Source organism: Snodgrassella alvi, assembly GCF_002777425.1.
Lineage (GTDB): Bacteria > Pseudomonadota > Gammaproteobacteria > Burkholderiales > Neisseriaceae > Snodgrassella > Snodgrassella alvi_B.
Genome location: NZ_MDVC01000006.1, coordinates 1 through 22,761, shown reverse-complemented (window position 1 = coordinate 22,761; position 22,761 = coordinate 1). Strand labels below are relative to the sequence as shown.

The 22,761-nt window shown below is 41.8% G+C and carries 30 protein-coding genes; 18 read left to right on the top strand and 12 right to left on the bottom strand.

All coding sequences use genetic code 11. The features are described 5' to 3' along the window. From BGI33_RS02270 to BGI33_RS14060, 5 genes are all read right to left on the bottom strand, one after another. Positions 1 to 1,842 carry a DnaB-like helicase C-terminal domain-containing protein gene (locus tag BGI33_RS02270; RefSeq protein WP_180298952.1) on the bottom strand — a complete coding sequence of 614 codons (1,842 nt, stop codon included), beginning with the start codon at positions 1,840 to 1,842 and terminating at the stop codon, positions 1 to 3. Next, entirely contained in the window at positions 1,832 to 2,983 is a 1,152-nt protein-coding gene (locus BGI33_RS02265; protein ID WP_100089774.1) for a winged helix-turn-helix domain-containing protein, read from the bottom strand. Before BGI33_RS02265 ends, BGI33_RS02270 begins: the two co-directional genes overlap by 11 nt. A 100-nt stretch (positions 2,984 to 3,083) precedes the next feature. Continuing rightward, on the bottom strand, positions 3,084 to 3,296 hold the full coding sequence (locus BGI33_RS02260) for a hypothetical protein (RefSeq protein ID WP_100089773.1): 213 nt from the start codon (positions 3,294 to 3,296) through the stop codon (positions 3,084 to 3,086). Positions 3,297 to 3,434: 138 nt separating this feature from the next. After that, positions 3,435 to 3,746 (bottom strand): hypothetical protein, encoded by a 312-nt coding sequence (locus BGI33_RS02255; RefSeq protein WP_100089772.1) that lies wholly within the window; start codon positions 3,744 to 3,746, stop codon positions 3,435 to 3,437. After that, positions 3,746 to 3,934 carry a Cro/CI family transcriptional regulator gene (locus BGI33_RS14060; protein WP_100089771.1) on the bottom strand — a complete coding sequence of 63 codons (189 nt, stop codon included), beginning with the start codon at positions 3,932 to 3,934 and terminating at the stop codon, positions 3,746 to 3,748. Before BGI33_RS14060 ends, BGI33_RS02255 begins: the two co-directional genes overlap by 1 nt. A gap of 118 nt (positions 3,935 to 4,052) precedes the next feature. On the opposite strand from BGI33_RS14060, the gene BGI33_RS02245 reads away from it, so the two are divergent. Continuing rightward, the gene (locus tag BGI33_RS02245; RefSeq protein ID WP_100089770.1) at positions 4,053 to 4,775 is read left to right on the top strand and encodes a LexA family transcriptional regulator; all 723 of its coding nucleotides are present in this window, start codon (positions 4,053 to 4,055) and stop codon (positions 4,773 to 4,775) included. A gap of 140 nt (positions 4,776 to 4,915) precedes the next feature. Here BGI33_RS02245 and BGI33_RS02240 read toward each other — a convergent pair whose 3' ends face one another. Continuing rightward, positions 4,916 to 5,665, bottom strand: a complete 750-nt coding sequence (locus BGI33_RS02240) for a S24 family peptidase (RefSeq protein ID WP_100089769.1) — start codon at positions 5,663 to 5,665, stop codon at positions 4,916 to 4,918. A gap of 440 nt (positions 5,666 to 6,105) precedes the next feature. Between BGI33_RS02240 and BGI33_RS02235 the strand changes: the two genes are divergently transcribed. From BGI33_RS02235 to BGI33_RS02190, 10 genes are all read left to right on the top strand, one after another. Then, complete coding sequence (locus BGI33_RS02235; protein ID WP_100089768.1) at positions 6,106 to 6,873, top strand: hypothetical protein; 768 nt, start codon at positions 6,106 to 6,108, stop codon at positions 6,871 to 6,873. Positions 6,874 to 6,937: 64 nt separating this feature from the next. Beyond that, positions 6,938 to 7,480, top strand: coding sequence for a hypothetical protein (locus BGI33_RS02230; protein WP_100089767.1), 543 nt, complete (start codon positions 6,938 to 6,940; stop codon positions 7,478 to 7,480). A 28-nt stretch (positions 7,481 to 7,508) separates the two neighbouring features. Beyond that, positions 7,509 to 7,826 (top strand): hypothetical protein, encoded by a 318-nt coding sequence (locus tag BGI33_RS02225; protein WP_100089766.1) that lies wholly within the window; start codon positions 7,509 to 7,511, stop codon positions 7,824 to 7,826. 66 nt (positions 7,827 to 7,892) lie between these two features. Further along, complete coding sequence (locus tag BGI33_RS02220; RefSeq protein WP_100089765.1) at positions 7,893 to 8,270, top strand: hypothetical protein; 378 nt, start codon at positions 7,893 to 7,895, stop codon at positions 8,268 to 8,270. 76 nt (positions 8,271 to 8,346) lie between these two features. After that, the gene (locus BGI33_RS02215; RefSeq protein WP_100089764.1) at positions 8,347 to 8,628 is read left to right on the top strand and encodes a hypothetical protein; all 282 of its coding nucleotides are present in this window, start codon (positions 8,347 to 8,349) and stop codon (positions 8,626 to 8,628) included. Continuing rightward, the gene (locus BGI33_RS02210) at positions 8,625 to 9,035 is read left to right on the top strand and encodes an SLOG family protein (protein WP_100089763.1); all 411 of its coding nucleotides are present in this window, start codon (positions 8,625 to 8,627) and stop codon (positions 9,033 to 9,035) included. The genes BGI33_RS02215 and BGI33_RS02210 overlap by 4 nt, the downstream gene beginning before the upstream one ends. Positions 9,036 to 9,098: 63 nt before the next feature. Next, the gene (locus tag BGI33_RS02205) at positions 9,099 to 9,308 is read left to right on the top strand and encodes a hypothetical protein (RefSeq protein ID WP_100089762.1); all 210 of its coding nucleotides are present in this window, start codon (positions 9,099 to 9,101) and stop codon (positions 9,306 to 9,308) included. Then, positions 9,305 to 9,898: a type II toxin-antitoxin system death-on-curing family toxin gene (locus tag BGI33_RS02200; RefSeq protein WP_100089761.1), complete on the top strand. Its 594-nt coding sequence runs from the start codon at positions 9,305 to 9,307 to the stop codon at positions 9,896 to 9,898. Before BGI33_RS02205 ends, BGI33_RS02200 begins: the two co-directional genes overlap by 4 nt. 114 nt (positions 9,899 to 10,012) lie before the next feature. Then, complete coding sequence (locus tag BGI33_RS02195) at positions 10,013 to 10,267, top strand: DUF4224 domain-containing protein (RefSeq protein ID WP_257378919.1); 255 nt, start codon at positions 10,013 to 10,015, stop codon at positions 10,265 to 10,267. 19 nt (positions 10,268 to 10,286) lie between these two features. Continuing rightward, positions 10,287 to 11,354 (top strand): tyrosine-type recombinase/integrase, encoded by a 1,068-nt coding sequence (locus BGI33_RS02190; RefSeq protein ID WP_100089760.1) that lies wholly within the window; start codon positions 10,287 to 10,289, stop codon positions 11,352 to 11,354. A 185-nt stretch (positions 11,355 to 11,539) separates the two neighbouring features. Here BGI33_RS02190 and BGI33_RS02185 read toward each other — a convergent pair whose 3' ends face one another. The 3 genes from BGI33_RS02185 to BGI33_RS02175 all read right to left on the bottom strand — a co-directional run bounded on the left by BGI33_RS02185 (position 11,540) and on the right by BGI33_RS02175 (position 13,430). Then, complete coding sequence (locus BGI33_RS02185) at positions 11,540 to 12,046, bottom strand: DUF4157 domain-containing protein (RefSeq protein ID WP_100089759.1); 507 nt, start codon at positions 12,044 to 12,046, stop codon at positions 11,540 to 11,542. Between the two features lie 4 nt (positions 12,047 to 12,050). Beyond that, positions 12,051 to 12,554, bottom strand: a complete 504-nt coding sequence (locus BGI33_RS02180) for a DUF2062 domain-containing protein (protein WP_257378920.1) — start codon at positions 12,552 to 12,554, stop codon at positions 12,051 to 12,053. Between the two features lie 249 nt (positions 12,555 to 12,803). Continuing rightward, complete coding sequence (locus tag BGI33_RS02175; protein ID WP_100089791.1) at positions 12,804 to 13,430, bottom strand: Smr/MutS family protein; 627 nt, start codon at positions 13,428 to 13,430, stop codon at positions 12,804 to 12,806. 167 nt (positions 13,431 to 13,597) lie between these two features. Here BGI33_RS02175 and ubiM point away from each other — a divergent pair, with 167 nt between their 5' ends. After that, complete coding sequence (gene ubiM, locus BGI33_RS02170; protein ID WP_100089757.1) at positions 13,598 to 14,812, top strand: 5-demethoxyubiquinol-8 5-hydroxylase UbiM; 1,215 nt, start codon at positions 13,598 to 13,600, stop codon at positions 14,810 to 14,812. 83 nt (positions 14,813 to 14,895) lie between these two features. Here ubiM and pyrF read toward each other — a convergent pair whose 3' ends face one another. From pyrF to BGI33_RS02155, 3 genes are all read right to left on the bottom strand, one after another. Further along, positions 14,896 to 15,624, bottom strand: coding sequence for an orotidine-5'-phosphate decarboxylase (pyrF, locus tag BGI33_RS02165; RefSeq protein ID WP_100089756.1), 729 nt, complete (start codon positions 15,622 to 15,624; stop codon positions 14,896 to 14,898). Positions 15,625 to 15,766: 142 nt separating this feature from the next. Beyond that, positions 15,767 to 16,951 carry a lipopolysaccharide assembly protein LapB gene (lapB, locus tag BGI33_RS02160; RefSeq protein WP_100089755.1) on the bottom strand — a complete coding sequence of 395 codons (1,185 nt, stop codon included), beginning with the start codon at positions 16,949 to 16,951 and terminating at the stop codon, positions 15,767 to 15,769. Positions 16,952 to 16,975: 24 nt separating this feature from the next. Then, the gene (locus BGI33_RS02155) at positions 16,976 to 17,296 is read right to left on the bottom strand and encodes a LapA family protein (RefSeq protein ID WP_100089754.1); all 321 of its coding nucleotides are present in this window, start codon (positions 17,294 to 17,296) and stop codon (positions 16,976 to 16,978) included. Between the two features lie 331 nt (positions 17,297 to 17,627). On the opposite strand from BGI33_RS02155, the gene BGI33_RS02150 reads away from it, so the two are divergent. The 6 genes from BGI33_RS02150 to BGI33_RS14055 all read left to right on the top strand — a co-directional run bounded on the left by BGI33_RS02150 (position 17,628) and on the right by BGI33_RS14055 (position 22,079). Beyond that, a complete protein-coding gene (locus BGI33_RS02150; RefSeq protein WP_100089753.1) occupies positions 17,628 to 18,551 on the top strand; it encodes a branched-chain amino acid transaminase in 924 nt (307 codons plus the stop codon). Positions 18,552 to 18,641: 90 nt separating this feature from the next. Beyond that, positions 18,642 to 18,833, top strand: a complete 192-nt coding sequence (locus tag BGI33_RS02145; RefSeq protein WP_100089752.1) for a zinc-finger domain-containing protein — start codon at positions 18,642 to 18,644, stop codon at positions 18,831 to 18,833. 139 nt (positions 18,834 to 18,972) lie between these two features. Further along, the gene (gene trxB / locus BGI33_RS02140; protein ID WP_100089751.1) at positions 18,973 to 19,929 is read left to right on the top strand and encodes a thioredoxin-disulfide reductase; all 957 of its coding nucleotides are present in this window, start codon (positions 18,973 to 18,975) and stop codon (positions 19,927 to 19,929) included. Positions 19,930 to 20,081: 152 nt separating this feature from the next. Continuing rightward, on the top strand, positions 20,082 to 20,891 hold the full coding sequence (fabI, locus tag BGI33_RS02135; protein WP_100089750.1) for an enoyl-ACP reductase FabI: 810 nt from the start codon (positions 20,082 to 20,084) through the stop codon (positions 20,889 to 20,891). 151 nt (positions 20,892 to 21,042) lie between these two features. Then, the gene (gene mscL / locus BGI33_RS02130; RefSeq protein ID WP_100089749.1) at positions 21,043 to 21,492 is read left to right on the top strand and encodes a large conductance mechanosensitive channel protein MscL; all 450 of its coding nucleotides are present in this window, start codon (positions 21,043 to 21,045) and stop codon (positions 21,490 to 21,492) included. A gap of 281 nt (positions 21,493 to 21,773) precedes the next feature. Then, on the top strand, positions 21,774 to 22,079 hold the full coding sequence (locus tag BGI33_RS14055) for a transposase (RefSeq protein WP_373884298.1): 306 nt from the start codon (positions 21,774 to 21,776) through the stop codon (positions 22,077 to 22,079). The last annotated feature ends 682 nt before the right edge of the window (positions 22,080 to 22,761 follow it).

The window sequence follows — 22,761 nt, the reverse complement described above, 5'->3', positions numbered from 1 at the left end:
TCATCGCACAAGCTGTGACTTAAAATCCCGCCGAACTCTTTCACCTGTAATCATGCTAATGGCTTCCCTTTCACGCTCATGGTATTGGCAGCTTTCACGGTCAAAAAACAGATTAACCATGGGCTGATAACCCGAATCGCGTTGTTTTTGACAAATAAGCTTGGCATCCGGGTCTGTCCCGTAACCTGTAGCATCACTATTCCTCCACACAACCAAAACATTATCAGCAAGATCAGTAATCCCCGCCGACCCCCTGACATCATGCTTGTTGGGAGGCTTGGATTCATCGCCGTTATCAGGCTTACGAGGGTGAGCAACAAGATGGATATGTATATTGTTTTGGGATTTAAAATCCCGCAGCATTTCCGCTATCTTTTTCTGCCTGTCCACATCACTCTCAGCCACCCCCAACATCATCAAGCTATCAATAACAAAATGACGGCAGTTATATCGTTGCTTGGCATATTTAAATACATTGAGCATCCTTTCCAGACTGGCGGCGCCATTAACGTCATATATCCACAGCCCGCCAGATTCATTGCCATTGTCTTCCGTGCAACGCTCACCATTGATATTCATCCCGCCAGATAGCAAATTTAATGCCTCTGTTAAATCCGCAATATCAGGGCGCTGCTTTCCACATACCTGCCTAACCATGCGATTTAATACCTTGTAGGGCTTCATCTCCCCGGAAAACAAACAAATGCGTTCTTTCTGCCTCAGTATCATTTCACACATGCAATACCCCAATAGCTGGCTTTTGCCGTGCCCACTGTAACCAGTCCATACCGTCAACTGATCCATGCCAAACTTAAAATCTTTCATCCCAACAAATGGCGTAGTATTACCTGCGGCAGTCTCAAGTAATCCATTAAAATCCTGAAACAAAATGTCCGCGTACTCAATGGCGTTTTTTAAATCTTCCGGTTTTTTGTACTTGGCACTGACTATGGCATCCAGTACAGCAGCTTCACCAGCCTTACACAGGCACTCATTAGCATCTTTAAAATCGCCCCAATCAACCAACTTGCACCGGTGTTCACCAAGCCGTTGCAAAACCTCCATCGTGGCCAACTGTCCCGGGTCATCATTATCCAAGGCCAGATAAATCACCCTAAACTGCTGCAACCGCTCCCAGTCGTATTCAATCCACTCCAGATTTTTAGCGCCACTAGGCATAGACAGCGCCTTTACCCCAGACTGAAAAACGCTCAAAGCATCAATTTCACCCTCAGTAATCACAACCTTATCGTCATCAGGCGTGATTACCTGCCACCCAAACAAACATGGCTCACAGTTTGATTCTTGTCGCCAGCGGTTTTTCTCCTCACCCTTACGCCGTGGTGTCAGGTACTTGATGTTATAAATAACCCCCTCAACCATTAACGGGAAAGCAATTTCCCTGTCATGATTGGCCACATTGTAGGCTTTAAGCGTACTGCCATTAATGCGCCGCCTGTCAAAATAACCATCCTCTTTTGGCTGAATCACCGCCCCCAAGCGTACAGACGGGCGCGTAAATGATTTTTTACTGGCAACTGAAAACTTGGGAGAAAACTCAACCCCCAGCCACTTACAGGCATCCTTAAGCGCATCAACAAAGCTTAATCCCCTACAGGCTGCCCACAAATCCAGCAAATCGCCACCTTTGTCCTGATCACTAAAATCTTTCCAGACACCAGCCTTACTGCCGGATAAATGCACCTTTAGCGATTGCCCCTCCTCGCCATTAACCGAGCCACAGCACCACTCATTGCCATTTTTCCTGCCATTGGGGAGCAGATACTCAGACACACTCAACGCCTTATCTGCCAGCAATTGAGACACCTCCCTAGCATCCATAATCAGCCTCATTCCACAGACGCACAGTTTCCATAAACAACTCATCAGCACTTGAGCTATTGCCTACCTCTTCCCATTTCGGCGCTTTCCATTCGCCAGTTGTTCCGAGAACAGAAACAAACACCCTGCGTCCGCCAACATCTACCCCATACACCCGCAGATTCGGTTTTACCTCCACATAGCGCGCATTAGTACAATCCCATTCATTCCGGCGTTTATTGGCACTCATTCTGCCAGCACTGCTAGTTGACCACGTTAAAACCCATCTGCGCCATGTAGCTTCCCAGTTGCGCTTCTTGGAATCCTTAGCATCACCAGATAGCCAGTAATTCACAAACTTCTCAATCTCAATCTCTAGCGCAGTCCCAACAAGCCCCTTAGCTGCCGCGTAATCCAGATATTTATCCGGCATTACCCAGTTTTCACACCAGCCACATTTCTTATGCAGCCCTATTGGCGCATACTCAACACCATCAGCATTATCATCATTCGATTCTGGCTGTTCACCATCTGGGACTAACTCAAAATCCTCAGAATCACTAGCGCGCTCTATCTCTGAATAATTCTCTGAATAATTCTTTGTATAAATCTCTTCTTTATACGAACTGTCACATGTCGCAACTCCCGAGTGTTGACATGTCGCCACTCCCGAATTGTCACATGTCACCACTCCCGAATTGCGACATGTCGTCATTCGGGAAATGTCATATTTTGCACCTCGGCAAATGCGACCAAGCACACCAGTAAATACACGATATTTAGGCTTGTCAGCTTTATCAGCATCAAAACACTCAGCAGCCTTTTTAATCGCAGCCTCATCAACCAGATAATAAGTTCTATGCTCAAGCTTCTTAATCTTGCGCCGGATATAGCCAAGGCTTTCCAGCAGCTTAATAGACTTACGTACCGCATATTCACTTAAATCCAGTTCACTAGCCAATTCCTTAACAGACTTATAAAAACCCTTTGCCGTACTGGTACAGTACTGCCACCAATAGTGCAACTGGTTTAAAACCAGCCCAGCCTTAATATCGCCCTTACATATACGTTTCAGACGCGGATTGTAGGCACATGTAACATCTCCGATAATATCGCCTATTTTTAAAGAGTTATCATTGACAAGATTTGCTACTGAAGTCATAATTACACCTGTAGTTAACTGTAGTTATTTAAAGAATTGAACGACTGCCAAACAGCCGTTTTCCGAAAGCCCAGTCCCGTGGGCTTTTTTTTATTGTTATTCATCTCAGCCCCATCTCCTCTTCCAACGCCTCAACAACCTCAATCGGGCGGTTTCGGTATATTTCACTTAGCACATCCAATAACCGATGCGCCTCCTCTTTCCTACCGGAGCGAATCAGCTCTTTAAGCTGGCACCATTCATCATTGAATTTAAAATCAACCTCAGATTGACCATCTTGCAGATAAATTTGAGTTGCTTTAGTTGTCATCATATTCATCCTCCAGCTCTAACCAGTGTTTTTCGTACCGCCGTCTGTCCGGCTGTCAAGCGTCTTTCCGCTTTGCCCGTGGTAAAATAGACGTTCTCACACAACTATTTACCGAAAGGGTGTTACATGGCTTTACCTAATTCAATACCACTGTCTTGCCCTCAATGCGGCAAAAAAGGGCTTAAGACGAAGAAAGGGGGAAAAAACGACTTTTCCCGGCTCATAGGCTTGCCGTGCGATAAATGCGGGCACGTCTTTACTAGAAACGATCTCGATAAAATCAAAAGCCAAATTAAAGAACTCGCTATCGCTGAATTGAAAGCCAGCATTAAGAAAATGCGCTTGTAATCTTTTCGCTTGATATCGAATAGCAGCAAGGTTAATCACAACCTCTGCTGCTTCTGTATTTTGATTATTCAAAATCTGGCTTGCTTGGGCTGTTTTAGTTGTCATTAATTAGCCCTTCCATGAAATATGTATAGGTACATTTCTTTATGCAGTGTTCTTAAATAGTTGAGCTGGGCTTTAGGAATCCCTCGTTGCCTCCATTGAGAAACTGCTCCCCGCGTTATCCCACAAATTTTTGCAACTTTTGTGACGCCTCCTAGTGCATCAATGAATTCATTGTCTTTTGTGTGCATAGCTTACGCCTCAAGAATTAAACTTAAATTAAGTATAGTTTTCTATACTAGAACAAGTCAAGCATACTATACGGTTTTTTGTTTAGACTACTGAACAAAATAAAAGGGATTGTTTGACATGAGTACACTAAGAGAACGTTTACAGGAATTAATGTCAGAACATGGGCTTGTTACGCAACAAGACTTAGCAGATTTTGCAAAGGTTTCTAAAGGGCTAGTTAATCAATGGTTCAAAGGTGATACTGGGCTAGGCAAAAAACCATTATTAGAGTTTGATAAGAAAACAAATTTTTCTTCTCAATGGCTAGCAGAAGGCTCTGGAAATAAATATAAATCAGGTAGAGATAATGAAAACGTCACCACAACCACCTTGTCAACTACAATAATACCTACACAAAGCAACACAACTATATTGAGACTATATGATATGCGCGCATCCTGCGGTTTCGGGTCTTGTAATCCGGATTTTCCCGAACTTTTAAGAACAATAGAAATTCCTAATAATGCTCTTGTTGAACTACTTGGAACACAAAATCTAAATGGTGTTGAATTAATGCCACCAGATGGCGACAGTATGGAACCAACCATCCCAAGACGCTCAATTACTTTAATTAAAACTGATATAGATAAATTCCAAGATAGTGGTGTTTATTTAATTACCTTTGATGGTTATACATATATCAAACGCCTAGCAAGGGGGAAGTCTGGAGTTATTAAAGTAATATCTGATAATGAGTTATATAAGGATACTGACTTTGAGATTACTCCAGATGAACTTGACCGTTTAATTGTTCATGGGAAATTTTGGAAAGCATTGCCACTTGATTTTATAGATATTTAATCCTATCTATCCTCCATCTTACATGTTTGCTTATAATTAGTTTTTCTATCTTTCTAATAACTTCTATGATCTGTTATGTTGAAATCATATAAAAGGGAGATAATATTTCAATGAAACAAACAAATTAATATGCGTTAACTTCAAATAAAAACAGACCACCAGAATATACGCCCTATAATACTTACATCTTCTATACCAACCTCTTCATTAGGGTATAATGCTGTATTATAACTTTGAATCAATATTTTACTACTAGGAAGTTTGCGTAAAATTCTAATGCACAAAAGCCCATCATAATTTATTGCGTATAACTTATCATTCCGAAGAATCTTATCTTCTGTATTTATACCAACTATTGCTCCGTCTGGCATCCCCGGTTCCATGCTACTTCCGTCCACAGTAATGCATACCGCATAATTAGGTTTAACATTATAACGACGCAACATATTGGTTGAAAATCTTAATTTTAAATTATTATAGTCTTGAATATCAGCCGAAAATCCATTGCCGGCTGATAGGCGTATATCAGTATAAAGCGGGATATCAACCCCCCAATCCAGAAAATCATTTGACTCATCGAAAGCCTCAACAAACCCCACTCTCGACAAGCCCGCTTTTTTGCCTAATATTTTGTTGTCTGTTTTATTGGGCTTTGAAAGACTGTTCTCGCCGTCAATTGGCTCATCAAACCATCCTATTACTAGCCCTAATGTCCGCTCAATATATAATGCTAAAGCATCTCCAAGATTCTTACCGCCTTTGACCTCTCCGCCTTTAACCAATGCATTAACTTGGGCAGTATTGCGCTTAATTGCTTTTGCAAATGCAGTTTGACTACCTCCAAAACCTCGCTCAATTAAATAACGCAGCCTCAGTGTTCGGTTGTTCATATGTATGTTCCTTAGTTAAAAATAATAAATTATACATGTTTACCAATGAAAAATATTACAGAGGCTGGAGCTTCTTGAGTATAGTTTTATATACATTTTTATAATTAAAAATCAAATGTATATAATAAATTTAAGGAAATAATGTATATTTTTTTAAATTTATTATTGACCTTGCTTGTTTAGTTTTCTATACTTGTTGCATCGAACAAATACAGACACCGATGACCTCAGTATGAAAAAGAACTGGGGAAACGCAGCAAAAGGAAGTACAGGCTAGGTTGCCACGCTGCATAAGTTGATAGCGACAATAGATTGTTCATTGTTCTTTAAATAAGCTGTCGAAAGATCTGAGACAAGTGTGAAACGAGTTTAAAAATCGCAGCCCATTCTAACGAGTGGGCTTTAGTTTTTGAGCTTAATAACAGATGGAGGTAATACGCATGGATAACTGGGAACAAACGGCGCAACACTTAAAATTTTCGATTGCCTATTCATTTTGGTATGAAAAATTTATGTATAAGTTTTTCGGTCGACTAGATAAGTTGGCTGCGCTTATTTTGATGCTCGTGGCTATTTGCACGGTAGCTGGATTGTGTAGCGCAATAATATCCGGCCTCATAATTACTATCGTTGTGTTTTTTCAATTAACCATCAAAGCCGGAGTCAAATCTCAATCAGCAAAAGCAATTTATCAGGAGTATAAATCGCTATATTTGCATTTTGATGATTATGATATTGAGGAGCTTAAGGTTAAGTTTTCAGAACTAAATTTAAAGGACACTGATGAAGTAGATGCTTTAGCCTACCCAGCTCGGCTAGCTGCCTTAGCGATGTTAGGGATGACACCAGCAAACGGTTATGCAGAAGTATCAAGGAATCTAAACGTAAAAGAACAGTTAATCCTATTGTTTATAGGAGAAAGAATAGAGTATGAATTTTCAGAAATGCTTAGAGGTCAAATAATATCAGCGTCATTGGACATGGTTAAGGATAACAATGCAATGGATAATTTTCTCAACTGGAAAAGCGTTGAAAAAGATGGATTGCCAGATAGAAAAGACTTTTATCTTACCTGTGGGGAGGGTATACACGGGGTTGATTTAGCTTACTATCAACCCGGGATAAAAATATGGGAGGATTACGAGGGTGATCCGGATATTCATGTTACCCACTATATGCTTCTATCCGAAATTCCTAGACCTAAATAGCCAAGCCCGCCAACCAGCGGGCTTTAGTTTTGCCAACCAACAAATAATAAACATGGAGACTGAAATGACTCAACCTTTTTTCCCAGTAAAAAGAAAGCCTTTAAAGAACACTATAATTTTCATTGCTGACCCTACAAGCCCAGATGGTTTTATTATTGATGAGTGGATGGATACGGATACGGATAATATGAGATTAAATCGGAACCTTGTATATCTAACCAGACAAGGGGCTAAAGATGCTGCTGAATACATGCGTGCATACGTTAAGGGAAATAGGAAAATATTTCATTTTGTAGGTGCTAAATCAGCGGCTTGTGGTGACTTTTGGGTTAGCGAACCATTACATGAAGAAGCATCTATAAAAATTAAATACACCCGGTATAAACCAGAGCTAAAGCTCATGTTAAAGCTTGGTTTTTTATATAGAGATAAAAGCTGCGCAGTTAAAGCTTCCGATCTTATGCTTAAAGGGTTGAGGCATAAAATTGACGAATTTATAAAGGCTGAAAATAAAAGTATATCCGATTTTTTGCTCAATCACCAAGACGAAGAAGTGCGGCGTATTTTCTTTCGTATACACATGCTTCTAACAACCAACGCATATTAGTAAACAACGCAAATTGAAAGGAGTTATCATGAAGCTTAAAATACATCTTCATGAATTAAAAAATCACCCTTATGGCAACCGTATTTGCTGGGAGCATAGACCAACGGGAGCATTGGTCGTAAGATATGGTATGCTACTATATGAGGTAATCATTCCTGTCAAATCGTCTCTAATAAATACCGAGGCGCATTACGGCGTGGGACATCTAAGAAATGCCAGAACCATTATCAGACGCCACTGGCTGGAAAGCGCATCAAAACGCAACATACCCCAGCAAAAAACAAAGGATTTAATAGCAATAATCTCAAATGGTCACTTTATTTATTGGATTGCACAATCCAATTGATACAATGAGCACAAAACCTAATCAACCTATCAATGTAATTGATTTATTAACTAGGAGTATATAGCAATGCAAGTAGAAGATAAGTTTCGCGCCCGTCACCATGATGAAATAGCCTGCTTAATGAATAACGCCGGGTTGCTTGCCATAATACAGGATGTTGAGGGTATAGATGAAATGCTAGAACAGATCAGCAGAAAAGATTTAGAACATCTTAGTGAATATTGTTTTCATGCGTTAGATACAACAACGTTTATTATGGAAACGTTATCTAAATTAACTGACGGCTATAGAAGTAATAATATCACTGATAAACTAAGCCAAGAGGACTTTTTGAAATTTACCAGCAAGCTAACAGCACTATCAGGCGGGATTAATAGCTGTGTTAATTACATGCACTTGACGATAATGGAACTGCTTGCACTTAAAGGTCGCAGCACCTCGTGATAAATTAAATTTAGCATTGTTTTAGAAATCAAATGGGGGAATAAACTTCCCCCTTTTTTTGAATGTAAATACCATTATGAAAAAAAATACAATGATAGCCACTTTTGTGGCTTTTTTTATTGCTGGTTGTGATTCTGTAGCAGAGAGAAAAATCAGAGCAGCGGAACAGGCTGGTGAAGATATTATGGAAACACAGGTTGTTTTACGTGATGGACGCAAAATCACCTGCCTTGTTTACCACAACAGTTTTTACGGTGGTGCCGCAGGCCTATCCTGCGACTGGTATAACGCCCCACCAATACAACCACCCTACCCCAGCCCTAGCAAACTTAACAACAACAGGCAGATTAAATCATGAATGTTATCGTTTGCGGTGGTCGTATCGTTTCTGGTGATGGTTTTCGCCGTATCGTAGCCAGAACATTACTATCAATACATACTAGTACCCCTATTGATACCCTGATTGATTCCGGAACATCTCACGGTGCGGTTTACTTAGCCCGAGAATGGGCAAGAGTACACAATATCCAAACCAAAAGCTTTACTGCCTTGCTTGGTCGACACGGGAACAATTGCGGGCACATGCGTAATCAAAAGATGATTGATTATGCCCTGCACCATAATGCCCCTAAAGATGGCCAGAATCATGCCATGCTGGTGGTTTTCAAGGACAAGCATGGCCGTGGTACTAAGGACATCATTAAACAGGCTAAAGAGGCAAGTATTTTTGTTTGGACAGTTGATTTAGAAAATGAGGCCAGCTAAATGCTGGCTTTTTATTATTCGTTTAATCATATGATAGAATGAAGAATCAATAAGGAGCTTATCATGGAAAATATTGAGAAAAGGTTTAACCTTTTAAGATCGTTAGAAAATGATTTCAGTAAAAACGTTTCTAATCAAGCAGAAAAAGTAGTTCAGGCATCTTTATACGAAAGAAAACAAAGAATAGAAAAGGTTGACCTTGATAAAGATTTTGATAATTTATTAAGCGATTCTAATATCAAAGATGTGTTTATTCGTTTGCGTGATAAATGAATTCCATAATTTATCTTGAACCGGCTGAGGTTATCGCCATCCACGATAAAATAATTTTAGCTAGTGGTGGTTTATTGGGCATTCGTGATGAGGGATTGTTAATCAGTGCGTTAACAATGATTCAGAACGATTTGTATTATCCAACTTTTTCATCAAAGCTAGTTCACCTGATTTTTTCAATCAACAAAAATCATTGCTTCAGTGATGGTAACAAACGCACTTCGCTAAGTTCGGGCGCATCATTTTTATTAAAGAATGGATGGTCTCCAGAATTTGTTAAAGCTTTCATTATCAATATGGAAGAAGTGGTAGTGTGGCTGGCTGATGATGAAATTAATAAAGACGATTTAGCAATAATCATTGATATTTTACTTCTTGGTTTTGAAATAAATAAAGATTCAAGTAAAGAAAAATCAGCTACAGAACTAATTGATTTCTACAAAGAGATCAATATCGAATACGAAGAACTGGATTTATTTTTTCAAAATAAGTTTAATAAAGAAGACCTGGTTGAATTAAAACTCATAATTCAATTAAAACAAAAACATAAAAAAATAGGGAAATTAATACTACAAATGTTTACGAAGTAGTAAATTAATATTTATCTGTTTTTTGATTTTGTAATAGATTCAAGTCAGCATTAGCTGGCTTTTTTATTAACACCAGCGTAACAACACATACCGGCAATCAGCCGGATTTTTTATATGAGCGAGATCATGTCTGAAATATCACCCTATGCAGAATTTTTGACACCAGCAGAGGTAATCGTATTAACGGGGTATAAAGCCAAAAGCAAGCAGGTTGAACATTTAAGAAAACAGGGTATTCCTTTCCGGTTAAATGGAAGAAATGAGCCGATAGTATTGCGCCAAGCCCTATTAGGGAATAAAAAGCAGCATTCAGGCAGTACCCAAGTCAAAACACGCTGGCAATCACCTATGCTAAGCAACTCTACTTAATCTTTTTACTGGGGGCTATATGGGTCGTAAGGCAACAGTTAATTTAAATCTACCAACAGGTATGCGTGCACGTAAACGCAAAACACGCAACGGCATAGTGACATGGTATTACTTCGATACTGGTGGCAAGCCGCGTAAAGAAATACCGCTAGGTAATGATTATGTGAAAGCCTGCCAAAAATGGTCGGAGTTGTCACTACAGAAGCTTGATAAAGCTCACCAGATCACTTTTGTGCAGGCATTGCAACGATACATATTGGAAGTCATTCCTAAAAAAGCACCCAAAACACAACGAAACAATATTTATCACACCAAAAGATTAAAACTATTTTTTGGTGGTGATAATCCGGTACTCCTAGAAGATATTGATGCAGGCCATATACGGGAATATTTTAAATGGCGTCACAAGGCTCCGGTTGCCGCCAACAGGGAAATAGCCTTATTTAATCATATATGGACATATTGCCGCCCTGCCCATTGGGGGTATACATCAAAAGAATCACCCTCAAAAGATATCAAACGAAATAAAGAACAGCCGAGGGATGTATATGTTGAAGATTATATCTATAGCATCCTGTATAAATATGGTGGCCAAGATTTGCGTGATGCGATGGAGATAGCGATGATGCTTGGGCAGCGTCCTTGTGACACAGCCAAAATCCACACCGATCATATTCAAAAAGGGGTACTTACCATCAAGCAAAACAAAACAAGCAATGCCCTTAGATTCGTTGTTACAAAAAGATTACAGGACATTATTACGCGCCGCGCCCCTCATGGTGGCTTTTTATTTTTAAACAACCGTAAACGGAAAATGACAACGGACAACCTACAGTATCGTTTTGACATTGCGCGTAGCCTTGCTATTCAAAACCACCCAGAACATGCTGAGGAATTGGCGCAGATTCAATTCAGAGATTTACGCGCTAAATCTGCGACAGATAAATCGCTTGTATCTAGCGAAGAGGAAGCGAGTAAATTATTGGGGCACGCCAGTGTAAACATAACCAAAAAAGTCTATATTAGGCGCACTCTTCCTATAGTACCCTTTGAACATAAGGGTGATGAAATTGCGGAACAGGTTTAAAAATTGCGGAATAGATTTAATGGTATTTTTTATTTTATTTATTTATAACAATACATTGCATCAATTTAATTAAAATTCCCTGCTGCTTCAAATACACACATGAATCACTCCGGCAAGAAAATCAAACGCCGATTATAACAGCTTAACCGGATAACCCAAGATGGTTGGCCTGTATAGCCGGATGTTTAGTAATGTGGCAGTAAACGACGATTATCAGGCTGTTGGATTAGCGGCTTAAGCAGACGGCGAAAATACAGCAGAAAGGGTTGGTGACGCTTATCTCCGGCCAGTGCCAGAAAATAATCCTGTACTAGCTGTGCCTGCTGCTCCATATTCAACTGCCCAAGGCTTTTGATGGCACTTAAAGGTGGATAACGGTAGGCACGTGCCTGATAATAGCCCGCTTTCAATGCCAGACAGACACCAGCAAATATAATTGGAAAACCATGCTGACTTTGCCATACATGCATTAATTCATGAATCAGCCACGCCTGTCGGCTCAAACTGGCCTGCGTAAAATCATCTACATAGTAGGCTGCTGGAAAAACAATACTGTTACCACAGGTAATGGCTGCATGCGGATGCAGCAGCCACCATGCACCGCTGACAATCTGCACCTGTGACCAGTCAGCGGCATTACCCAGAACTTTTCTAATTAGATACAACTCGTTGCATGTTAAGGGGCGTTGCATAATATTATTTCTGACCGCTGGTGTTGGTATGCCTGCTGGTAAACCATTGCCAGCCATTCCAAACCAGAATATAACCTACAATAGCCAGTATCGTGCCCAGCACCGGCACACCCAAAAGCAAGGGCTTACCAAACTGGGTTAGCCACTGCCACAGCTCTGCTCCTAAATGACCCACAGTAAAATCAGGCAAGGCAGGCATTTCCTGCCCCCACTGGCCATCCATTAATCCAGCTCCAATCTGATAGGCACAATAATATAAAGGTATATAAGTTAGTGGGTTGGTATACAACGTAGTGAGCAATGCCAGTGGTAAATGTGTGCGCACAACATAAGCAACAAGCAAAGCGGTGAGCATTTGCGTTGGCCCGGGCATCAGCCCGCAAAACATCCCTACTGCCACAGCCGAAGCTGCACGCTCACGGTTTAGCTGCCAGAAATACGGGTGATTAAACCAGCGAGCAAAAGGTTTAAACCATGGTGAAGCAAACAATGATGCCTGAGTAGGCATTTTTTGCCTTATATGCTGCAACCATTTGGCCACACTACTACGCATAATATCGCTCTGACTGGTTTAAAGAAAAGCTAATACAGATTTTCATACTGATTCAAAATAAGCTGTTTGGTTTATTGCCAGAATTAGCTATTACTGTTTGTGCTTTATCAATTTTTGCACATGAACATCTGCTTTGCTCAACCTAATATTTTGTTTATTTTGCCTTAAGCTTTAATATTTTAATACTGTTAATTTAAGAATAAATTATTCCCACTCCTTTGTACGGTGTTTCTTTTTAACCAGTACATAGACAGCACCATCATTGCGCTCATTGGGCTGTGCATAGGCCAGTACCTCCGGATGAGCCATCAGCCAGCGCCGTACCAGTGTTTTTAAAACCGGCTGAAAGTCTCTGGAACCCAGTCCACTGCCATGGACTATCTCACCAACCACGCCATATTGTTGAATATAATCAATAAATTCATTTAGCACCTGCTGTGCTTCTTCCTGGCGGTAGCCATGTAAATCAACATAAGCCACAATCGGCCAGTGTTTAGCCTGTAAACGCTGGATATCAGCCTTACCACGGCCATTTTTACTGAATACCATCGGTGCTGCATCGTGCTGATTTTCACCGATGTAAAAATAGCTGGCACTGTCCAGCGTTTCTTCCTGCCGCGGGCGTAATTTAATCGGAGTATTGTCGCGTGGGTGCTGAAACTGATTTCTTGCTTTTAATGGAATGACATCTTTACCCATTACTTCTGTAAAACTAATATCTGTCTGGCGCTTTTGTGCTGCTTTGGCCTGCTGCTGTTCTGTGGCCAGACGTCTGGCTTTGGCCTGTTTACCCAGTTGCTGCAATTGATCCTGAAATGAGTTTTTAGCCATGTGTGTAACCATCCACATATAAATACCATTTCCATGATTTTAACAGAGCCGCAAACTGTGCGCTAAGCTTGACATTTATTAACTTTCTGACCGATGAAGATAGGATTCATGCCGATTTTCAGTTATCCTAACGCAGTATTGGATATATTTATTCAGGAATAGATTTTATGACGGCAAACAATGTGTCTCCATGCTCAGGCAAAGAAACTGATGTCATTATTGTTGGCGCCGGTCCTGCCGGCTTGAGTCTGGCACGTGCACTGGCTCCCTCAGGACTATCAATTACCGTGGTAGAAAAACAGGAACTGGCTACGCTGGCACAACCACCTTTTGATGGCAGGGAAATCGCTCTGACACATTATTCCAAGGAATTGATGCAACAACTGGATATGTGGGACAAAGTTCCAGCCGATGAGATTTATCCCTTGCGTGATGCCAAAGTAATCAACGGCTACTCCAATTATCAGCTACATTTCGAACAGCCGACTATGGCACGAGGCAAACCCGCCAGCTCACTGGGCTTTCTTATCAGTAATCATCATATCCGGCGTGCTGCCTATGAAGCAGTACAACCATTTAACAATGTCTGTTTCATTGCCGGGCACAGCATTATTAATGTGAAAAATGAAGCGGCCAATCGGATTGAAGCCACTCTGGATAATGGTCAGATTCTCAGCGGAAAGCTGCTGATTGCCGCTGACAGTCGTTTTTCCAATACACGCCGTCAGTTAGGTATTTCTGCCCAGATTCATGATTTCGGGCGTACTGTTATTGTTTTCCGTATGCGCCATACCTTGAGTAATCAGCATACTGCTCTGGAATGTTTTCATTATGGCCGCACCCTTGCTCTACTGCCTCTGGAAGAAAACCTCACTAACTGTGTAATAACGATTAATAATGAACACGCAGGCACAATACTAGCCATGTCTCCTGCGCAGCTTGCAGTAGATATTACCAGACAGCTAAAGGGCAAACTTGGTGAGATGCATCTGGTTAGCACCGTTCATCATTATCCACTAGTCGGTGTTCACGCCAATGCATTTTATGCTCAGCGTAGTGCCTTGATTGGTGACGTTGCTGTCGGCATGCATCCGGTAACTGCACACGGTTTTAATCTGGGATTGAGTGGTGTGAGCATATTAGCCAAGCTGATTAATGAAGCCGTACGTAAAGGCAAAGATATCGGTAGTCAAAGCTTACTGGCACAGTACCAGAGACAGCATATGCCACATACTCGTGTACTGTATCATGGAACAAATGCAATGGTATCTTTATTTACCAATGACAGCCCGCCCGCCCGCCTGATGCGATCATTGGTATTACGCATCAGTAATAACTTGCCACCAGTGAAAAAACTGATTAGCAAACAGCTAACTGGTTAATTAGTTTTAGTTAATATATTAATATATAAAATGCCTGCTAGCGTATACTGATTGCAGGCATTTTTACGTTGATGTATCCCGACCTAAATCAGGCCATTATTGACTTGTTGCAATATCTCGGCGGGGTTTTCACTTTGAGTAATTGGCCGCCCCATTACCAGATAGCTGCTACCTGCGGCTAGAGCAGCTTTAGGTGTCATAATACGGCGCTGGTCATCTTCAATTGTGTTGTGCAGGCGGATGCCGGGCGTAACCAGTAAAAATTCTTCTCCCAGTTGCTGGCGCAATAAAGAAGCTTCCTGCGCAGAGCATACCACACCATCCAGTCCTGATTGCCGGGTAAGTTCTGCCAGACGTAATACCACTTCGTCTATGGGGGTGTTTATGCCAGTTTCAGCCAGTTCTGCCTGAGTCATGCTGGTTAAAACTGTTACCGCAATCAATAATGGTGGCTGGCTACAATTACTTACTGCTTCTGCGGCCGCTTCCATCATTCTGCGCCCTCCGGAAGCATGCATGTCCACCATCCATACCCCCATATCAGCAGCCACCTTACAGGCAGAAGCAACAGTATTGGGAATATCATGGTATTTTAAATCCAGAAAAATCCGATAGCCCTGTAATACCAGTTGTTCAACCAGATAGCGTCCGGTAGCGGTAAACAGCTCCTTGCCGATTTTAAGCTGACACAAATTAGGGTCTAGCTGGCGCACAAAATCCAGTGTTGTTTCTGCACTGGCAAAATCCAGCGCAACAATCACAGGTTTTGCTGGCTGATTAATCAGGGTGTTATCAAGCATTAATGGATTCATATTCTTCAAGTTTAACAATTAAATACAAAACACAACTACTCAAATTCTCCAAAATTCTAATTTCAATTTGAGTAGTTAATTTCACTTATTGATGGCTATGCACAGCTAAGGGTGCTTATTTGTTTAAAAGCTTATCAGGAGGCTAAACATCGATACGGTTAGGGGTAAATGTTTCCCATTTATTGCAGGCCGGACAGTGCCAGAAATAAACCTGTGATTTAAAATGGCAGTGGCGGCAGCGGTACATGACAGATTTCTGCATCTGCATACCCACTACCGAGCGCATCATGTCGACATCAACTTTCCACTTCGGATTAATATTGGTCTGCAATACCCCGAGTAAACGATAAGTTCCAGTAAGAGTGGGTCTGCGCCGTACCAGATCAATAACAATTTCTCTGGCTCTGTCTTCACCAAAGACAGGCAGGGATTTTTCATAAATCACGCCAGACAGATCAAGCTGTGGGAAAGTCTGCGCAAAACCAATTAATACCTCAATTCCGTCAGCCGCTTTCTGTAAACCATCATAGGCATCGTACAAGCGCTCACCTACCAGACTCAGATATTCATAATTCTGTTTCTCTATAGCGCTATAAGCATCTATTGCAGCCTGATAATTCTGCTGTTTCAGCTCTACATCGCCCAGAATCATATTGGCACGGCTGCATTTGCGGTTTACGGCCAATGCCTGAAAAATATATTCGCGCGCTTTGTTGTATTCAGACTGATACAGTGCCAATTGTGCCAGTTCACAGTAAAACTGGGCAATTTCAAACTGGTAAGTCTGATCGCCGGTGCTGAGTTCCTCAGCCAGCTTAATGGCTTTCTCCCAATCGCGATCCTGCTGGTAAATATTCAACAGTATCTGCCGTGCCTGTCTGGCTTTACTGCCATTAAGTAAACCAACCAGTATCTGTTCTGCACGGTCAACCAGACCTGCTGCCTGATAGTCCTGACCAAGCTCAAACATTAGCGTATCACGACGTTCTGCAATGGTTTCTGGCAACTCCAGCAACCTCTGGTGCAAGGTAATGGCTTTATCGTTTTCACCACGCTGGCGATACAGCTTGCCCAAAGTTAGATGTAGTTCATAAGTACTTTGGCGGGCATCATTTTGCTGATCCACCACTTCTGCCAGTTCCCGTACGGCCACTGCGCTTTTACGTTCAACCAGAGCATCCAGACTTTTATAAAATCCTTCCGGAATGGCTTTCGCCTGCTTCAGCACTGTACGCATGTCCACACGTGCAGCAAACCAGCCCATGGCAAAAAATACCGGTAGCAGAATAATCGGCGCCAGCCACATCCAGAAATCATTATTATCCATACTAACTGCTTACTTTCTTCTACTCTATTTGATATTACTGGATTCTGCCGGTTTAACTGTCACAACATTTTCAGCATGTACAGTCTGGCTGGCCGCTTTAGCTTGTCTATTAAGTTGGTTCTGCAACTGATTAACCTGACTGCGCAGGCGCAACAAACGGCCAAACATGGCAAAAACGCCAAAAACAGCACCGATAATAAAGAATATCAGCAAGAGCACAATTAACGGTAAATTCACCATCTGCCCGGGCAGATAATTAAATGCAATCAATTGTGTGTTGCTAACAGCCAGTAATAAAAATGCCAGCACCACCACTATTTTTATTAATGTATAAATAATCTTCATGCCTATCCACCCTGTAATGCATCGTTTTCTGAAAAAACAATTATATGCCAGATACCAGCCAGTTTATCCAAGAAGCAGCACAGTTTAAACGATTTCGCTGCTTTTTAGCAAAAGCTGACCGTGTTTTCAGCATTGGCAAGTAAAATAGGCAGTGTATAATATTTACGTTTACATAAAGTAACGGCAACCATGGCTAAAGCTAAGACCACAGGCTGCTTTTACCATTATTTTTTCTGTACTGCCCAAGTCATCAACACTGCCTTGCCCTATCCATTGCAAGACAGGGTTCCGGCTACGCAGCTTAATGTCTTAATTTTGGAGAAGTTTTATTATGTCTATGGCCGATCGCGACGGTTTTATCTGGTTTAATGGTAATCTTGTTGACTGGAGAAATGCCCAAACCCACGTATTAACGCACACATTACATTATGGCATGGGGGTTTTTGAAGGTGTACGTGCTTACGAAGCTCAGCATGGAACAGCCATCTTTCGTTTGCACGATCACACTAAACGCCTGTTCAATTCAGCCAAAATTACCGGTATGCACCTGCCGTTTTCGCAGGAACAAATTAATCAGGCGCATATTGAAGTGGTTAAAGCCAACAAACTGGCTTCATGCTATTTCCGCCCAATGGCCTTTTATGGCTCGAACAAGCTGGGTGTGGCACCAGATCAGGATGATGTGGAGGTAATTGTTGCTGCCTGGCCCTGGGGCGCTTATCTGGGTGAAGAAGGCATGCAGCGTGGTATTCGCGTGCAAATCAGCTCGTTTACCCGCCATCACCCAAATATCACCATGATTAAAGCCAAAGCCAATGGCAATTACATGAATTCCATCATGGCCAATACCGAAGCAACACGTAATGGCTACGATGAAGCCATCATGCTGGATTCAAATGGTTTTGTTGCCGAAGGTTCGGGTGAAAACATTTTTATTGTGAATGATGGCAAACTCTATACCCCTGCACTAGATGCGGCTCTGGACGGAATTACCCGGCGTACTGTGATGGCAATTGCCGCGGATATGCAGTTAACTGTTTCTGAAAAACGCATCACCCGTGACGAAGTTTATTGTGCTGATGAAGCATTCTTCACTGGTACTGCTGCTGAAGTAACACCAATCCGTGAAGTAGATGGCCGTGTTATTGGCTGTGGTGTCCGTGGGCCGTTAACCACAGAGATTCAGCAACGTTATTTTGAAATTGTTCATGGCAAAAATGCCAAGTATGAATCCTGGTTAACCTATATTGGCTAACCACCTGACAACAGGTCTGATTAACAGTGTATTTATCGTAATCAGACCTGTTTTATATGATTGCTTTTTAGCTGAACCAAGGAAAATATGATGAGTAGTACTGCCCAGTCTGTTGCCACTATTACCCCACATGATTTACCTCTGATATGCACCGGCTCAGAAAACGGAAACTGGAACGGCCATCCACGAGTGTTTTTACCAATTCAGTCCAACAGCAGCATTGAGTGTCCTTATTGTGGCAAGCAATACCATCTGGATGGCATTGCTGAAAATCACCATTAAAGATTTACTTCCCTGCTGTGCCGCAGGCAAACCATAGCCCTGTCACATCAGTGGCACAAAATTTAATCCCCGATGGGTATTGTGGTACAGTTACTACCATTTATTCATCACAACATTGCTACAATAATAAGGAATTGTCATGACCGAACTCACACACAGCCGCTTAATTATTCTCGGTTCCGGGCCAGCAGGATATACCGCTGCCGTTTATGCTGCCCGTGCCGGCTTAAAGCCTACTCTAATTACCGGCATGGCACAGGGTGGTCAATTAATGACAACAACTGAAGTAGATAACTGGCCGGCTGATGTCAATGGTGTACAGGGACCTGAACTGATGCAGCGTTTTCTGGCACATGCTGAACGCTTTGGCACAAACATGATTTTCGATCACATCAATCAGGTAGATTTACAGCATCGTCCGTTCACCCTCACTGGTGATATGGGGAGCTATAGCTGCGACGCACTAATCATTGCCACAGGTGCTTCAGCCAAATATCTGGGCTTACCCAGCGAAGAAGCTTTTGCGGGTCGAGGGGTATCAGCCTGCGCTACCTGTGATGGTTTCTTCTATAAAGATCAGGATGTAGCCGTAGTTGGCGGGGGTAATACCGCCATCGAGGAAGCTCTATATCTGGCCAATATCGCGCGTACTGTTACCGTTATTCACCGACGTGAAAGTTTCCGCGCCGAAAAAATCATGATGGATAAACTGCTGGAACGGGTAAAAGAAGGCAAAATTATTCTCAAGCTCAACGCTACAGTAGATGAAATTCTCGGTGATGACACTGGTGTCAATGCTGTACGTATCAATTACGCTGAAAATGAAAGTGAACTTGTTACTGTAACCGGCATATTTATTGCCATTGGCCATCAGCCGAATACCCAGATTTTCAGAGGACAGCTGGATATGGATGCTACCGGCTATCTTATTACTAAAGGAGGAAATGAAGGCAATGTAGGCGCTACCAATATCCCAGGCGTATTCGCCGCTGGTGACGTTAAAGACCACGTCTACCGTCAGGCTATTACCAGCGCCGCATCAGGCTGTCAGGCAGCACTTGATGCCGACCATTATCTCTCAGGATTAAGTAGCTGATTGTTTTATTTGTCAGAAAACCGGGCAGTTGATTATACGTCAACTGCTCGGTTTTAAAGTTTCTACTCTACACAAGCATTACGCGCAAAAGTAAATATTAGTTATAATGCGGCCTTTAAGCTAAACACAAATCACGTTCAAGGATAATAATTATGGGCTTTTTGCAAGGCAAAAAAATCCTCATCACTGGTATGATTTCTGAACGCTCTATCGCCTATGGTATAGCCAAAGCCTGCCATGAACAGGGTGCAGAACTGGCTTTTACCTATGTAGTAGACAAACTGGAAGACCGAGTACGTAAAATGGCGGCCGGACTTGGTTCCGAACTGGTGTATCGCTGCGATGTACAAAGCGATGAAGAAATCAATCAGTTATTTGCTGATTTGAGCCAAAGCTGGTCACAACTGGACGGACTGGTACACGCCATTGCTTTTGCACCAAAAGAAGCTTTAAACGGAGATTTTCTGGACAGCATTACCCGTGAAGCATTTATGACTGCTCACGAAGTATCAGCCTATAGTCTGCCTGCACTGGCTAAAGCTGCACGGCCGTTAATGAGTGGCCATAACAGCTCTATTCTGGCACTTACCTATCTGGGTGCTGTACGTGCTATTCCCAATTACAATGTGATGGGTATGGCCAAGGCTTCACTGGAAGCCGGTATCCGCTTTACTGCGGCCTGTCTGGGAGCGGAAGGTATTCGCTGTAATGGTATTTCAGCCGGCCCGATTAAAACACTGGCCGCCTCCGGCATTGCCAATTTCAGCCGCCTGCTGACGCATGTTTCAGCACAAAATCCGATTCGCCGCAATATCACCATTGAAGAAGTGGGTAATACTGCTGCTTTTCTGTTATCCGATCTGGCTTCTGGCATCACCGGTGAAATCACCTATGTTGATGGTGGCTACAACATTAATGCTCTGGGTGTACCAGAAGATTTGGTTAGCACGCGTAATAGCTGATTCACAACACTTTATTCAAAGCTGCCTGCATTCCCGTTCAGGCAGCTTTTATTATTTTTACATTGCATAACCCTGCTCAGGCTTACCTACTTGCATAATCGCGCTAACATGAAACCAATTATTTCATTTTATTCCAACCATGGAGACAGGCATGAAGTTTTTTGAACAGTTTAAAGCTTTTTTATTACGTGGCAATGTAATCGATCTGGCTGTCGGTATGGTAGTGGGTACGGCTTTTACCAATATGGTGAAATCACTGGTAGACAATGTGATTATGCCACCGATAGGTTTACTGATTGGCGGAGTGGATTTTTCTAATCTGTTTTTTACTTTGCGCGATGGTTCAAAATCGCCCGGCCCTTATGAAACGCTTGGTGCCGCACAGGCTGCCGGAGCGGTAACCCTGAATATTGGCTTATTTATTAATACCGTTATCAGCCTGATTATTGTAGGCTTCGCCATTTTTATGGTTGTTAAAGCAATTAATAAGCTGCATAAAAATCCCCCGCCTAAAACCACGACTAAACAGTGCCCACAATGCTGTACCGAAATTCCGCTAGAAGCCAAGCGCTGCCCGAACTGTACTTCTGAGCTAAGTTAATTTAAATCTTATTTCACTTTAAAACGTGATATACACTGCACACCGGCTAAAATTTGGCTTGTTCCGAATATTCAAAAGCTACATACTGCTTGTAGCTTTTTTTTGCACCAGAACAAACTGTGTATTCTGCTCATGGATTAGGTACTGATAACGCATTTTGATGTTCAGTTATTGGAAAAATGGAAAATATTAAAAGTATTTTTTGAAAGTAATGCAGATTTAAGCCATAAGCATAGCTATTGTAGATAATTCAATGTATTATCTTTAATTCCACTGTAGTTTTGTTGTCAGTTTTGACTTCTACTGATATGTTTGAGTCTGCGAATCAATTTGGAGTCTATCTTGGCCTGAATCCTCGCAAGATGGAATCTGGTAAGCCATTGAAAGGTAGGAGGCACATATCGAAAGTTGGCAAGTCTGAATATAGGACTGCATTGTATATGCCTGCGATATTGGCTTATTCTAAAATCTATATCCTAATTTTGTATCTAGGGCTGCAAAATAGTGGCAAGACGTCCAAAATTATTATTATGGCGCTTATACGTAAGCTTGCGATTTATGCATATACGGTTTATAAGACGAATTGAGCATATTACGCAAATAAATGTTAAACATGCGATGTCATTAGCAATTTTTAAATTGTTGTTATTCTGCAATTTTATCCAGTATGTGTAAATTTCTTGTTGATACTTAAAACACTATCTTTTCTGGGCTTCGTGGAGGAAAACGTTGTTTACGTTTTCCTCTGAAATTAAGCTTTTATTAGCAATACACTCGATACACACGTTTATGAGTCCATTTATATCCGAGCTTTCCGATGCGATTAAAACATTTGGGAAAGCCCAGGCGTAAATGCCTGTCTGTGATAACACGTAGTACCAACATAATCACTGAATCATCCTGTAACTTAAGTTGATAATAGTAAGCACAGTGGCTTGAGCCAACAGCTCATTGCAATAGTAACAGGATGACTTTTTTCTAACTCCCGAGATCTGCTTAAGCTTGCGGTTTTCAGCCTCCAGCTCTTGTATGCGTTTGATATCGGATGTTCCCATACCACCATATTTTCCCGCCATTTATAAAAAATAGAATTGGCAATGCCATATATTTACGGCAAAGTTCTTTGACAGAGATCGCGGCTTGATGTAAATACCCCAAACTTAGTACAAGCTTCAAGTAGAAAATAATACTGCTTGTCTTAGGGTTTTATACTCAATCGGCGTCATATTATTTAATGCTTCATGAGGCCTTTCGGTGTTATAACTGGTT

Excerpts from the sequence above, each read along its gene's own strand:
- BGI33_RS02200 (WP_100089761.1), top strand. The coding sequence starts at position 9,305 with ATGAATTCCATAATTTATCTTGAACCGGCTGAGGTTATCGCCATCCAC.
- BGI33_RS02230 (WP_100089767.1), top strand. The coding sequence starts at position 6,938 with ATGACTCAACCTTTTTTCCCAGTAAAAAGAAAGCCTTTAAAGAACACT.
- BGI33_RS02155 (WP_100089754.1), bottom strand. The coding sequence starts at position 17,296 with ATGAAGATTATTTATACATTAATAAAAATAGTGGTGGTGCTGGCATTT.
- BGI33_RS02270 (WP_180298952.1), bottom strand. The coding sequence starts at position 1,842 with ATGGATGCTAGGGAGGTGTCTCAATTGCTGGCAGATAAGGCGTTGAGT.
- ubiM (WP_100089757.1), top strand. The coding sequence starts at position 13,598 with ATGACGGCAAACAATGTGTCTCCATGCTCAGGCAAAGAAACTGATGTC.
- pyrF (WP_100089756.1), bottom strand. The coding sequence starts at position 15,624 with ATGAATCCATTAATGCTTGATAACACCCTGATTAATCAGCCAGCAAAA.
- fabI (WP_100089750.1), top strand. The coding sequence starts at position 20,082 with ATGGGCTTTTTGCAAGGCAAAAAAATCCTCATCACTGGTATGATTTCT.
- BGI33_RS02220 (WP_100089765.1), top strand. The coding sequence starts at position 7,893 with ATGCAAGTAGAAGATAAGTTTCGCGCCCGTCACCATGATGAAATAGCC.
- BGI33_RS02265 (WP_100089774.1), bottom strand. The coding sequence starts at position 2,983 with ATGACTTCAGTAGCAAATCTTGTCAATGATAACTCTTTAAAAATAGGC.
- BGI33_RS02235 (WP_100089768.1), top strand. The coding sequence starts at position 6,106 with ATGGATAACTGGGAACAAACGGCGCAACACTTAAAATTTTCGATTGCC.
- BGI33_RS02180 (WP_257378920.1), bottom strand. The coding sequence starts at position 12,554 with ATGCCTACTCAGGCATCATTGTTTGCTTCACCATGGTTTAAACCTTTT.
- mscL (WP_100089749.1), top strand. The coding sequence starts at position 21,043 with ATGAAGTTTTTTGAACAGTTTAAAGCTTTTTTATTACGTGGCAATGTA.
- BGI33_RS02150 (WP_100089753.1), top strand. The coding sequence starts at position 17,628 with ATGTCTATGGCCGATCGCGACGGTTTTATCTGGTTTAATGGTAATCTT.
- BGI33_RS02175 (WP_100089791.1), bottom strand. The coding sequence starts at position 13,430 with ATGGCTAAAAACTCATTTCAGGATCAATTGCAGCAACTGGGTAAACAG.
- BGI33_RS02225 (WP_100089766.1), top strand. The coding sequence starts at position 7,509 with ATGAAGCTTAAAATACATCTTCATGAATTAAAAAATCACCCTTATGGC.
- BGI33_RS02145 (WP_100089752.1), top strand. The coding sequence starts at position 18,642 with ATGAGTAGTACTGCCCAGTCTGTTGCCACTATTACCCCACATGATTTA.
- BGI33_RS02205 (WP_100089762.1), top strand. The coding sequence starts at position 9,099 with ATGGAAAATATTGAGAAAAGGTTTAACCTTTTAAGATCGTTAGAAAAT.
- BGI33_RS02260 (WP_100089773.1), bottom strand. The coding sequence starts at position 3,296 with ATGATGACAACTAAAGCAACTCAAATTTATCTGCAAGATGGTCAATCT.
- BGI33_RS02245 (WP_100089770.1), top strand. The coding sequence starts at position 4,053 with ATGAGTACACTAAGAGAACGTTTACAGGAATTAATGTCAGAACATGGG.
- BGI33_RS02195 (WP_257378919.1), top strand. The coding sequence starts at position 10,013 with ATGAGCGAGATCATGTCTGAAATATCACCCTATGCAGAATTTTTGACA.
- BGI33_RS14060 (WP_100089771.1), bottom strand. The coding sequence starts at position 3,934 with ATGCACACAAAAGACAATGAATTCATTGATGCACTAGGAGGCGTCACA.
- BGI33_RS02240 (WP_100089769.1), bottom strand. The coding sequence starts at position 5,665 with ATGAACAACCGAACACTGAGGCTGCGTTATTTAATTGAGCGAGGTTTT.
- BGI33_RS02215 (WP_100089764.1), top strand. The coding sequence starts at position 8,347 with ATGAAAAAAAATACAATGATAGCCACTTTTGTGGCTTTTTTTATTGCT.
- lapB (WP_100089755.1), bottom strand. The coding sequence starts at position 16,951 with ATGGATAATAATGATTTCTGGATGTGGCTGGCGCCGATTATTCTGCTA.
- BGI33_RS02255 (WP_100089772.1), bottom strand. The coding sequence starts at position 3,746 with ATGACAACTAAAACAGCCCAAGCAAGCCAGATTTTGAATAATCAAAAT.
- BGI33_RS02190 (WP_100089760.1), top strand. The coding sequence starts at position 10,287 with ATGGGTCGTAAGGCAACAGTTAATTTAAATCTACCAACAGGTATGCGT.
- BGI33_RS02210 (WP_100089763.1), top strand. The coding sequence starts at position 8,625 with ATGAATGTTATCGTTTGCGGTGGTCGTATCGTTTCTGGTGATGGTTTT.
- trxB (WP_100089751.1), top strand. The coding sequence starts at position 18,973 with ATGACCGAACTCACACACAGCCGCTTAATTATTCTCGGTTCCGGGCCA.
- BGI33_RS02185 (WP_100089759.1), bottom strand. The coding sequence starts at position 12,046 with ATGCAACGCCCCTTAACATGCAACGAGTTGTATCTAATTAGAAAAGTT.